General features: G+C 39.8%; 12 protein-coding genes. 6 read left to right on the forward strand and 6 right to left on the reverse strand.

Going from position 1 to position 11,910, the window contains the following annotated elements; all coding sequences use genetic code 11:
- The first annotated feature begins 1 nt into the window (after window position 1).
- The 4 genes from CGICJO_RS05825 to cysK all read left to right on the forward strand — a co-directional run bounded on the left by CGICJO_RS05825 (window position 2) and on the right by cysK (window position 2,677).
- The gene (locus tag CGICJO_RS05825) at window positions 2–481 is read left to right on the forward strand and encodes a SpoIIIAG-related protein (protein ID WP_486499970.1); all 480 of its coding nucleotides are present in this window, start codon (window positions 2–4) and stop codon (window positions 479–481) included.
- A gap of 2 nt (window positions 482–483) precedes the next feature.
- The gene (locus CGICJO_RS05830; protein ID WP_486499971.1) at window positions 484–1,116 is read left to right on the forward strand and encodes a SpoIIIAH-like family protein; all 633 of its coding nucleotides are present in this window, start codon (window positions 484–486) and stop codon (window positions 1,114–1,116) included.
- Between the two features lie 120 nt (window positions 1,117–1,236).
- Entirely contained in the window at window positions 1,237–1,716 is a 480-nt protein-coding gene (locus tag CGICJO_RS05835) for an RrF2 family transcriptional regulator (RefSeq protein WP_486499972.1), read from the forward strand.
- A 28-nt stretch (window positions 1,717–1,744) separates the two neighbouring features.
- On the forward strand, window positions 1,745–2,677 hold the full coding sequence (gene cysK, locus CGICJO_RS05840) for a cysteine synthase A (RefSeq protein ID WP_486499997.1): 933 nt from the start codon (window positions 1,745–1,747) through the stop codon (window positions 2,675–2,677).
- Window positions 2,678–3,081: 404 nt separating this feature from the next.
- Here cysK and CGICJO_RS05845 read toward each other — a convergent pair whose 3' ends face one another.
- The 6 genes from CGICJO_RS05845 to CGICJO_RS05870 form a co-directional block, all read right to left on the reverse strand.
- A complete protein-coding gene (locus CGICJO_RS05845) occupies window positions 3,082–3,678 on the reverse strand; it encodes a TetR/AcrR family transcriptional regulator (RefSeq protein ID WP_486499973.1) in 597 nt (198 codons plus the stop codon).
- A 345-nt stretch (window positions 3,679–4,023) separates the two neighbouring features.
- Window positions 4,024–5,799 carry an oleate hydratase gene (locus CGICJO_RS05850; RefSeq protein ID WP_486499974.1) on the reverse strand — a complete coding sequence of 592 codons (1,776 nt, stop codon included), beginning with the start codon at window positions 5,797–5,799 and terminating at the stop codon, window positions 4,024–4,026.
- Between the two features lie 167 nt (window positions 5,800–5,966).
- Window positions 5,967–6,530, reverse strand: a complete 564-nt coding sequence (locus tag CGICJO_RS05855; RefSeq protein ID WP_486499975.1) for a TetR/AcrR family transcriptional regulator — start codon at window positions 6,528–6,530, stop codon at window positions 5,967–5,969.
- A gap of 26 nt (window positions 6,531–6,556) precedes the next feature.
- On the reverse strand, window positions 6,557–8,440 hold the full coding sequence (htpG, locus tag CGICJO_RS05860) for a molecular chaperone HtpG (RefSeq protein ID WP_486499976.1): 1,884 nt from the start codon (window positions 8,438–8,440) through the stop codon (window positions 6,557–6,559).
- A 34-nt stretch (window positions 8,441–8,474) separates the two neighbouring features.
- Window positions 8,475–8,987 carry a ferritin gene (locus tag CGICJO_RS05865; RefSeq protein ID WP_087378939.1) on the reverse strand — a complete coding sequence of 171 codons (513 nt, stop codon included), beginning with the start codon at window positions 8,985–8,987 and terminating at the stop codon, window positions 8,475–8,477.
- Between the two features lie 160 nt (window positions 8,988–9,147).
- The gene (locus CGICJO_RS05870) at window positions 9,148–9,717 is read right to left on the reverse strand and encodes a GNAT family N-acetyltransferase (protein WP_486499977.1); all 570 of its coding nucleotides are present in this window, start codon (window positions 9,715–9,717) and stop codon (window positions 9,148–9,150) included.
- A gap of 385 nt (window positions 9,718–10,102) precedes the next feature.
- On the opposite strand from CGICJO_RS05870, the gene pyk reads away from it, so the two are divergent.
- Both pyk and CGICJO_RS05880 read left to right on the forward strand, forming a co-directional pair.
- The gene (pyk, locus tag CGICJO_RS05875) at window positions 10,103–11,536 is read left to right on the forward strand and encodes a pyruvate kinase (protein ID WP_486499978.1); all 1,434 of its coding nucleotides are present in this window, start codon (window positions 10,103–10,105) and stop codon (window positions 11,534–11,536) included.
- Between the two features lie 145 nt (window positions 11,537–11,681).
- Complete coding sequence (locus tag CGICJO_RS05880; protein ID WP_087378933.1) at window positions 11,682–11,837, forward strand: rubredoxin; 156 nt, start codon at window positions 11,682–11,684, stop codon at window positions 11,835–11,837.
- Window positions 11,838–11,910: the final 73 nt, after the last annotated feature.

Consider the following 11,910-nt stretch of genomic DNA (forward strand, 5'->3'; position numbering starts at 1 on the left):
AATGGGAAAGACAAAAGAAAAGACGGTTTTTGACCTTGCCGGAAAATTTCCGATAAAGGAAAATACACTGAGGATAATTATAGCCTTGGGGATTGCCGGAATTGTTTTGATTTTTCTTTCGTCACTGTGGGACGGAGGTGAAAACGGCGAGGCTTATGACGGTTCTCAAACATCTGTCAGTGCGGAGATTTACGGAGATAATCTGGAAAAGGAACTGAAAGAAATAATTTCAAAAATCAGCGGGGTGGGAAGATGTGAAATCCTGCTGACAATGGAAAATTCCGTTGAGTATGTCTATCTTTCAAACGGCGATACCAAAACCAAAAGCATAGAGCCTACGGTGCGTGGTGTGGCTGTGGTCTGTGACGGCGGTGAAAATCCCGTTACAAAAGAAAAAATTATTGATGTAGTGACTAAGGCGCTTAATATATCATCCTCAAGGGTGAGCGTCACAAAATTATATGATTATCAGGAGGAATAGAAATGAAAATACAAAAAAGACATATACTTATGGCTTCACTTGTGCTGGCTCTGGGTGCTGCGGTTTATCTTAACTGGCAGTTTACGGGAAACAGCGACATGCTGTCCGTTGACGCATCCAAAAAGCTGGGAGAGGCTCAGTATGTAAACGGCGACATAACCGACGAAACTCAGGAAGCAGGTATCTTTGACAGCATTTTTGGCGATGATGACAAATCAACGGAATCTGCCGAGGAGACAACAGAAGGTGAGAACACCACAGCGGTAAAGGCTGAGCTTACCGAAGAACAGATAAGCTATTTTTCAACTGTGAGAACAGACAGGGAACAGACCCAGTCAAAGGTTTTGGAGGATGCAAAGGAAGTATTAAGCCTCAGTGAAAACAGCGAAGAGGCAAAGGAAGAGGCAGCAGAGTCGGTTTCTCAGCTGGAAAAACTTATACTTGCCCAGTCAAATATTGAAAACCTTTTAAAAGCAAAAGGCTTTACCGATGTGGTATGTTTTATCTCCGATGAGGGATGCAATGTTGTGGTAGCTTCCCAGAATATGGATGACAATAGTTCCCTTTTGGTAAAGGATGCGGTTATGTCACAGCTTGATATGGGTTCTGAACAGATAAAAGTTATACAAATTTAAGTTAAATCCGCCGTTTTAATATTGAGTTATGTTAATTTAAACAATATTTCACGGCGGATTTAAAAAAGTCTTGAAATCCTACTAAACTTATAGTATTATAGGTATATAGGAGGTGCTCATATGTTTATATCTACAAAAGGACGTTACGCCCTGAGAATAATGCTGGAATTGGCTCTCAGAAACACTGAAGACTACATACCTCTGCGTGAGCTTACAAAAAGTCAGGGCATTTCCATAAAATATCTTGAGGCTATTATTTCTATACTTGTAAAGGCAAACTATGTAGAGGGTTTGCGTGGCAAGGGCGGCGGCTACAAGCTCTCAAAAAGCCCGGAGGAATACACTGTTGGAAGTATTCTCAGGCTTACAGAAGGCAGTCTTGCGCCTGTCTCCTGTCTTGAATGTGATGTAAACACCTGTGAAAGAGCTGACAAGTGTCCCACACTTCCTATGTGGCAGAAACTTCAAGAATTTATTGATAGTTATTTTGACAGCATTACGCTTCAAGATCTTTTAGAAGACAGAAATCTCTCTCATAAAGATTTTGTTTGTAACGATTTGTTTTCAAATAAAAGGGGAACAATAAATAAAGACGATTGATATCAGTTTGAATTTTGAAAGGAAAATTATTATGGGAATTTATAAATCAGTAACAGAGTTAATAGGAAAAACTCCAATTATAGAGGCAGTTAACACAGAGAAAAAGGTTGGCGCAAAGGCAAATATCTTTGCAAAGCTTGAATACTTTAATCCGGCCGGAAGCGTTAAGGACAGAGTTGCAAGAGCAATGATTGAAAATGCGGAGAAAAGCGGAATTTTGAAAAAGGGTTCGGTGATTATTGAACCTACAAGCGGAAACACAGGAATAGGACTTGCCGCTATTGCCGCTTCAAAGGGCTATGAAATTATTATAGTTATGCCGGAAACTATGTCAGTTGAGCGCAGAAAGCTTATGAAGGCATACGGCGCAAAGCTTGTGCTTACAGAGGGAAGCAAGGGCATGTCAGGTGCTATTGCCAAAGCTGAGGAGCTTTCAAAGGAGATTGAGGGAAGCTTTGTTGCAGGTCAGTTTGTAAACCCGTCAAATCCTGAAGCACACTACCTCACAACAGGCCCGGAAATCTGGGAGGACATGGACGGAAAGGTTGATATTTTTGTTGCAGGCGTTGGAACAGGCGGAACTGTAACCGGTGTCGGAAAGTATCTTAAAGAGAAAAATCCTGATGTAAAGGTTGTTGCGGTTGAGCCTGCCTCTTCTCCGGTTCTTTCCGGCGGAAATCCAGGCCCTCACAAAATACAGGGAATAGGCGCCGGTTTTGTTCCTGAAATTCTTGATACTTCCGTTTATGACGAGATTATAAAGGTTGAAAACGACGACGCCATGAACATGGGCAGAGAGTTCGGAAAGACAGAGGGTATTCTTGTGGGTATTTCCTCAGGAGCCGCTTTGTGGGCAGCAGCTGAACTTTCAAAGAAAGAGGAGAACAAGGGTAAGAACATTGTTGTATTGCTTCCTGATACAGGTGAGAGATATCTTTCAACCACTATGTTTGAAGAATAATAACGCATTTGCCTATACCTTCAAATAAAAAAAGCAGACGCCGGTAATTTCGCCGGCGTCTGCTTTTTTAGATTTTTAGAAAGGAAAAACAGGAAGGTGACCAACCTTCCTGTTTTGCATAAATATTATTAAGGATTGAAAGAACAAACTTCGAGAGTATAAAATAATTTCGGAAAATGTATAAAAAGGTTTATGTGTATGGCAAAATAAGTTTGAAATCACAATATACTCAGACAAAGTTCTATATAACAACGAAATTATACCCTTTTTGACATTAGAATAAAATAAACAATATAGGGGAAATGATAAAAAAATTATCACCAAAAGACTATTGTATACCGAAGCTAAAAAATAAATTTCGTTGTTTTTTCAAAGCTTTTCTATAATAATATAAACAGTAACTATCAGGATGTAAGAGGTATCTGAGGTGCAGTTTTTTTATCCGCTGCATTGGCAAGTCTTTCAAGACACAACATGATATTTCCCTGTGATGTGGTGATGAATCTGTAAACAATATCCTCGGGAGCTTCTTTCATTCCGTTTTTAATCCACTGAAGCATAAGTCCTACAAGTACAAATTTAAAATAATCGGTTACAAATTTTTTATCGGCTTCTGTTACGTTAAGTCCTTTTGCCTTTTCATCAACGACATTGTAAAGCATTCTGTATGTAAGATTGTAGAGGTATCCCTCAACCTTTTCGAGACTCAGACAAGAATATACGTTGATGAAAAATGATTTGCTTTTTTGTACTGTTTTGAACATTTCAAGAAATCCCTGCTGCCAAGTATCGAAGGATTTCAGACAATGTAAAGCTTGATGGGCTTCGTTGAGACAAATCCAGTCAACAAGGTCGTAAATATCTTTGAAATGGTAGTAAAAAGTCATGCGGCTTATTCCGCAGTCGTCGGTAATATCGGATATTGTAATTTTGTCCAGAGGTTTTTTAAGCAGTAATTTTTTTAATGAGGCTTCCATAGCCATTTTGGTTCTTATCGACATCTTTTCACTTCCTTTTATGTTTTTAAATAAATAACCGTTTAAACTTGTACCTAAATTATAGCATTTATTTGAACAACCTTCAATACAATATTTTGACAATATTATTATTTTTATTTTATATTATGTAAATTTATATTGAAAAAGAAACAGACGGTACAAAAACAGTACCGTCTGTTTCTCCAGCATTCATTGTTGAGGAGGTTATTTTTGTTTAAAATCGGTTGTTATTTTCTTAAACTTCCTCAGCTAAACAGTATAAATATTGGTGTATAAAAAAGGTAAATTGTATAGAGCTGTTTAAAAAATATTTTGAGCGTTTATATAGCTATTTTACAGTGTATTTTTTTATATGACGTTATATTCTTTTAATAACTTTTCTATGTCTGTATTTCTAACTTTTTTAAGGATTTCCTTAAGGGCAATTCTTTCCATAAGTCCCAAATCCATGTCTGTGATTTTTTTGCCGTCACGAAGCTGAACTGTAGCTTTGAGAAGGTCACGTATGTCGTATACGCTTCCCCAAACTTCCGGTACGCCTCTGTCTATGTCAAGAAGTGTGTAAACGGCTTCCATACCTGTTCTCATGGAATACTCGGTGGTGAAAATTGTGTCACGCTTTGTTTCTGCAAACTGACCAAGGAAAGCAAAGTTTACACTTCCTTTTGGAACAACCAAAGGTCTGTCGCCCTCGGCTCTCGGCATGAAAAATGCTGTGATATACGGCATCATGCATGGAACTGTGTTTGCGCTGTTTTCTGCCAGTTCCTCGATTTGCTCGGTTGGTACGCCCAAATGATAGAGCCACTCCATGCAGATTTCCTTGCCTGTACAGTCTCTCATTGGCTTCTTTACGAAGTTTCCGGGAACATTGCTGAAAAGTCCGTAAATCCAGCCTACAAGCTGTCCCTTAGGCTGACTGCGGAACTGAGGCTGACGGTTGAAAGTCCAGCTCAAAAGCCAGTTGGAGTCTTTAACGGTTACAATACCGCCGGTTACGACTCTGCCGCTGAATGGGTCACGCTTGCATATATTCTTAATGTAGGGGACAATTTTCTGGTCAAGTGTTGTTACAGTTGCGGACATCCAGTTGGTCTGCTCAGGGTCATAGCAGAACTTTTCAGGGTGACCGAAATCAGGTGACTGAGCGGCAATTTTCATCCACATATCCCAGCCGCCGCCCGGCTTGATTTCCGGGTTAAACTTGGCCGGCTTGTTCTGTGAACCGATTGAGGAATTTTCAACGCATCCGCCGTTTGTAATGAAAACAAGGTCGTTTTCTGTAAGGTCGATATTTTCTATATCTCCTTTGTGGTCTACCACAATTCTTACAGCCTGTTTTTTCTCACCGTTAATTTCAAATTCCACGTTTACAACCTTTGCGTTGTAGTGGAAAACCACATTGTGTTCCTCAAGATATTTAATCATCGGTAGAATCATTGACTCGTACTGATTGTACTTTGTAAATCTAAGAGCTTTGAAATCGGGCAAGCCGCCTACATGGTGGATAAAACGCTTGATGTACAGCTTCATTTCAAGGGCGCTGTGCCAGTTTTCAAAGGCAAACATTGTTCTCCAATAGAGCCAGAAGTTTGAGTTTAAAACTTCCTCATCGAAAAAGTCTGTTATGCGCTTGTCGTAAAGCTCCTCGTCAGGTGTGAAGAAAAGCTTCATAATTTCCATTGCGCCCTTGTCTGAAAGTCCGAATTTTCCGTCTGTGTGTGCGTCCTGACCTCTGTTTTCGGTGGCTCTCATAAGTGAGTAGTTAGGGTCTTTCTTGTTGAGGTAGTAGTATTCGTCCAATACACTTAAACCCTCGGTTTCTATTGATGGAATAGAGCGGAACAAGTCCCACATAACTTCAAAGTGGTTGTCCATCTCTCTTCCGCCTCTCATAACGTAGCCTACGTCCTCGTATTTGAATCCGTCGCAGGCTCCGCCGGGAATAGGGTCTTTTTCTAAAATGTGAATTCTTTCGCCGTTCATTTGTCCGTCACGAACAAGATAACAGGCGGCGGTAAGTGCTGCAAGTCCTGAACCTACAATATAGGCGGACTTTCTGTCCACATCCTTTGGTTTTTCGGGTTTTACAAAAGCTTCGTAATTTCCGCTGGCATAATACATATAAGTCTCCAATCTGCCGCATATAAGCGGCGCTTTGTTTGTTTTTTCTGCTGTGACTATATTATATACCATCCTGAAAAAATTAAAACCGACAATGAATCTCCGATGATAATATATTTATCACCGTGGTTTCATTGCCGGTTTTTTCATCATTTATAGTCCAATGATTAAATATCTTCCGACTCAAATCTCTTTAAAGCAAGCTTTAAATCGCCGAGTATAAGAGTATTAAGTTTTTTTACTATCTCCGAGGGGTCTTTTTTCATGCCTTCTTTTATCCATGAAAGCACAAGGCCTACAAAACCGTATTTGTAAAAGTCAGCCATAAAGGCTTTATCCTCCTGACGCACATGCATACCGACGCTTTGCTCCTCTATAACGCCCATAAGCAAATCATAGGTGAGCTTGTACAGGTAACTTTCCACCTGTTCACGGCTTACGCATTTATATACGTTTAAAAAGAAGGTTTTGTTTTCGGAAATGTGATTGAAAATGCTTAGAAAACCTTTTTGCCATGTTTCATAGGTTTTCATTCCGTTTATGGCGACGGCAGCATCGTTTTGCATTACCCAGTCCACCAAATCATAGATATCTTTAAAATGATAGTAGAAGGTCATGCGGTTTACTCCGCAGTCATCGGTTATGTCGGAGATTGTTATTTTGTCCAGAGGCTTTGTGAGAAGCAGCTTTTTTAGGGAAGCTTCCAAAGCTCGTTTTGTAATTGCAGACATTTTCTTTCTAATCCTCTATAAGGTCTTTAAATCATAAGGCTGCAAACAAGGTCAGTGTACTCTGATGGATTTTCCAAAGGAAGTCCGGCGATGAGCAATGACTGACTGTAGAGAAGCTGAACATATTTCTTTGCTTCTTCAATGTTTGTGGTAACTTTATCCTTTAAGGCCTTAACTGCCGGATGGCTCATGTTGATTTCAAGAACACGCTGAGCCTTCATGCCGCTTTCCGGCTGTACAACGCTGAAATATTTTTCCATCTCAAAGGAAATTCCTCCCTGAGCTGTAAGGCATACAGGATGACTCTTGAGCTTTTTGGAAGCAACAACCTGTGAAACCTTGTCGCCCAAAGTTTCCTTGATAAAGGTGATGAGAGCGTCCTGACCCTCTTCCTTTTCTTCTTCCTTGTTCTCGCTTTCAATTCCAAGGTCGTCATTGAGAACAGAACGGAACTCTTTTTCCTTAAATGTGCGCAGTGAATTGAGTGCGAACTCGTCGATTTCATCTGTGCAGCAGAGGAAGTCAAAGCCCTTGTCCTTGAGGATTTCTGTCTGAGGAAGTGTTTCGATAATCTCCTTGCTTTCGCCTGTTGCAAAGTAGATGTACTTCTGATCCTCTTTCATTGCTTCAACATACTCGTCAAGGGTGATGAGCTTCTTCTGGTTGTAGGAGTAGAAGAGGATAAGGTCTGAAAGCTTGTCCTTGTGTGCGCCGTAATCGCTTACAAGACCGTATTTAAGCTGTCTGCCGAATGCTGCAAAGAACTTTTCATAGTTTTCTCTGTCCTTTTTCAGCATGGAAGCAAGCTCGTTTTTGATTTTCTTTTCCAAGTGCTCTTCAATGAGTTTAAGCTGTCTGTTGTGCTGGAGCATCTCTCTGGAAATGTTCAAAGAGAGATCCTGAGAGTCAACAACGCCCTTTACAAATCTGAAATGCTCTGGGAGCAAATCAGGACAGTTTTCCATAATCATTACGCCGCTGGAGTAAAGCTGGAGTCCCTTTTCGTATTCCTTTGTGTAATAGTTGTAAGGAGTTTTTGCAGGAATGTAGAGCAATGCTTTGTATGTTACAACGCCTTCAACTGATGTTGTGATTGTGAGAAGAGGGTCTTCAAAGTCAAAGAATTTTTCTTTGTAGAAGTTGTTGTATTCCTCTTTCGTAACGTCTTTCTTAGCTTTCTGCCAGATTGGAACCATGCTGTTGAGGGTTTTTCTCTCAACGACTGTTTCGTACTCAGGCTTTTCCTCTGTGCCTTCCTTAACCTTTGTGGACTCCATGTCCATCTCGATAGGATATCTGATGTAGTCTGAATACTTTTTAATAAGTGAGGAAAGTCTGTATTGCTCAAGGTATTCGCTGTACTTGTCCTCGTCTGTGTCGTCCTTGAGAACCATAATAATGTCTGTTCCCACGGTGTCTTTGTTATATTCTTCAATTGTATAACCGTCTGCGCCTGCGGACTGCCACTTGTAGCCTGTATCACTGCCGTATTTTCTTGTGATTACGGTGATTTCCTTTGCTACCATAAATGCTGAGTAGAAGCCTACACCGAACTGTCCGATGATGTCTACATTGTCCTTGTCCTCATCCTTAAGCTGCTGACGGAATTTATAAGAGCCGCTGGAAGCGATTGTTCCAAGGTTGTTTTCAAGCTCATCCTTGTCCATACCGATACCGTTATCAGAAACTGTAAGGGTGCGGTTTTCTTTGTCGGCTTTTATAAGAATTTTAAAATCGCTTCTGTTCATGCCAACCTTATCATCTGTAAGGGAGATAAAGCAAAGCTTGTCTATAGCGTCGCTGGCATTTGAGATAATTTCTCTTAAAAATATTTCTCTGTGTGTGTAAATTGAGTTAATCATCAAGTCCAGAAGTCTTTTTGACTCTGACTTAAATTGCATTTTTTCCATGTTTATTTCTTCTTTCCTTTAATATTATATAAAATTAAATTACAAGTGAGGGAGCGGCATAAACCCTTGCTTTAAGCTCGTTGTCAAGCATGTAGAGGCTTCTTGGGTCCTCGCCGAAAAGCTTGTACTTTTTGATAAGGTTGTCTGCGTTTTCTTCCTCTTCGCCCTGTTCTTTAATGAACCAGTCCAAAAACTGTGTTGTTCTAAAGTCGTTTACGTCGTGGGCGGCGGCATAGATTGTGTTGATAAGACCTGTTACATACTGCTCGTGGCTGTATCCGGCTTCCAAAACGCCAAGATTGCTTGTAAGCTCTACAGATGGCTTTTCAATGGCGTCAAGTGTTACCTTCATGCCGTTCATCTGCATATATCGGAGAATGAGCATTGCGTGGTCTCTTTCTTCCTGAGCCTGAATTTTGTACCAGTTGCCAAAACCGTCCAAGCCCGCATCATAAAAATAATTTGAAAAATCAAGATAAAGATAAGCGGAATAAAATTCCTTGTTTATCTGTTGGTTTAAAAGTTCGGCTATTTTTTCATTAAGCATTTTTTCTTCCTCCAAACCTGATTTTAAGTAGTTACAGCGTTATTTTGCTTACGTTTATAATTATAGCTCTATGGTCAGGAAAAGTCAATAGCACTTTCGGCCTTAGAGTGCTAATTTCAGAAAACATGGAAAATTTCAGGTTTTTGTCAGATTATATGTTTTATTTTTCGTATACGGTTACATACTTTTCGAGAATTTCTTTTGTAAACATGGAGCGGTAAATTTCTTTAATTGCGGAAGCAATCTCGCCGTCGCTTTTTTCACCCTTTCTTGAAATATACATAATTGCGAAATCGGCTTCAAATACTTTTGATGTTATATTTGAAAGGTGAGCGCCGCATCTTTTATAGAAATTTATTCTTCTGGTGCGTATGGAAAGGTCATCGTCGTTTTTGGCAAACTTGGGGTTTTCAACCTCCAAAAGTATGAGTTTGTCCTGAAGCTTTTTGGAAAGCTCTGAAAGAAAATTTGCGCCTATTCCTTTACCACGCAGGGAAGAGTCCACGGCGTAATAATCCAGCAGGATTGTATCGTTGTTATTTGAAAAAGTAAAGGTGGCGTAGGACAAAAGCTTTTCATTTTCGTAAAGTCCGTAGCCCGTATATAATTCCATGGAAAAGCTTCTTTCAAACATATCCCAGGGGCGGATTTCCTCCGGAGGAAAATCATTTTCCATTCTGTTTTTATAGATAAATTCAATATCAGCTTTGTTTAATTCTCTTATTTCCATTTTGTCCTCCTTAATAATAAAAGTTATACATTCAATAGTCTATCATCAGTATAACCTAAAATCAAGAGCGGCAGATGTTATCAGAAATAAAAAGAAAGCAATTAGAAAACTTTATAACTGCTTATTTTAAAGCGTTAGAACTCTTAAATATATTAAAAATGTTTTGGGATAATTTATTGTGATTGCTTATAAAGTATTTTGTGAAGTATAACTGTAAAATTCATATAAACAATGCTATTTCTATTGATTTTTTTCAAGGTTAATGGTATACTTCACTTGAAAGCGTACTTAATATCTGATTGAATATATTGGAATGAATTTCCTCTTTATTTTGAGGGAATGTTTATATTGTATGGCTAAATAAAAGTGTATGAGGTGTAAAATTATGAGAAAAACAAAAATTGTATGCACAATGGGTCCTGCTTGTGATGACAAGGAAACCTTGAAAAAGATGATAGCTGCAGGTATGGATGTAGCACGTTTTAATATGTCCCACGGAACCTATGAGGAGCAGAAAAAAAGATTTAACACCGTAAAAACAGCTATTGCGGAAAGCGGCAAGAATGTTGCTATCCTTCTTGATACCAAAGGCCCTGAGGTTAGAGTTGGTATTTTTGAAAATGGCTTTGTAGAGCTTCAGGAAGGACAGGAGTTTTCCCTTTTGAAAGAGGGAGATAAGGGAAATGATAAGGGAGTTCCTCTTTCATATCCAAAGCTTGTTGAGCTTTTTGCCGCCGACAAGGATATAAAGGGAAGAGAAATTCTTCTCGATGACGGAAAGCTTTCATTTGTGGTTAAAGAAGCCAACCAGGACGCTATTGTCTGCACAGTTGTAAAGGGAGGCAAGCTTTCCAACAGAAAAAGTATAAATATACCTAACTATCATATAAACATGCCTTATGTAAGTGCAAAAGACCGTGCTGACATTGAGTTCGGTTTGGAGCAGGGCGCAAATGTTATCGCCGCATCTTTCGTAAGATCAGCAGACGACGTTATAAAGCTTAGAGACTACATCGACAGTATCGGCTTTGAGTATGTTGAGATTATCGCAAAGATTGAAAATCAGAGCGGTGTTGACGATATCGACAGAATTTTGGAGGTTGCCGACGGTATCATGGTTGCCCGTGGTGACATGGGTGTTGAAATACCTTTTATCAAGCTTCCAGAAATTCAGAAAACACTTATCAGAAAAACAGTTGTTGCAGGTAAATACGTTATCACAGCAACTCAGATGCTTGAGAGTATGACAAATTCTCCAAGACCTACCAGAGCTGAGATAAGCGACGTTGCAAACGCAGTTTACGACGGAACAAGCGCAGTTATGCTCTCCGGTGAGTCCGCCGCAGGTAAATACCCTGTAGAAAGCGTACAGGCTCTCAATGATATCTGCTGTGAGGCTGAAAGCAACGGCGAATCAATCGCTCTTCAGGAATACATTAAAAAGTATCCTATTACAGAGAGCTTCAGAGAAACAATCTGCCACGCTGCAAAGGATGTTGCAGAAAACATCAATGCAAAGGCTATTATAGTTGAAAGCGCAACAGGTCAGGTGGCAAGAGCTATGGCTCACTACAGACCAAACTGTCCGATTATCGCTGTTGTTACTTCCGAGAGAGTTTGCAAGAAGCTCTGCCTCAACTGGGGTATCACCGCTGTTATAGGCGAGGAGAAGCTCACAACAGACGCTATCACAAAGCAGGCTATGGTTAAGGCTCTTTCAACAGGGTATGTTAAGAAGGGCGACACTGTTTTGGTTCTTTCTTCAAATAAGACAGTTCCTACTTCCGGCACAGACACTCTCAATATAAGAATTATCTGATAAAATGTTACCAAGTCACAGACAAAGCCCGTATCCTGCGGTATAATACTTTAAGGAAAGCGGGATTGACTTTATAACAGCAATTCAGCTTATTTCCCTTGCGGGATAAGATATATTTATAATTTATATAAAGGAGGACGTTGCAATGGTATACGTTTGCGAAGTATGTGGATATAGATACGACGAGGCTCTCGGCGATCCTGATAACGGTATTGCACCAGGCACAAAGTGGGAAGATATTCCAGACGATTTCGAGTGCCCTCTTTGCGGTGTAGGCAAAGACGAGTTCGTTGCTGAGTAATTATCACAGACAATGATTATTAAGGAACAACGGTGGATTTAATCTGCCGTTGTTTTTTGCTTTTTAATATTGA

It is taken from the genome of Candidatus Limousia pullorum (assembly GCF_057405065.1).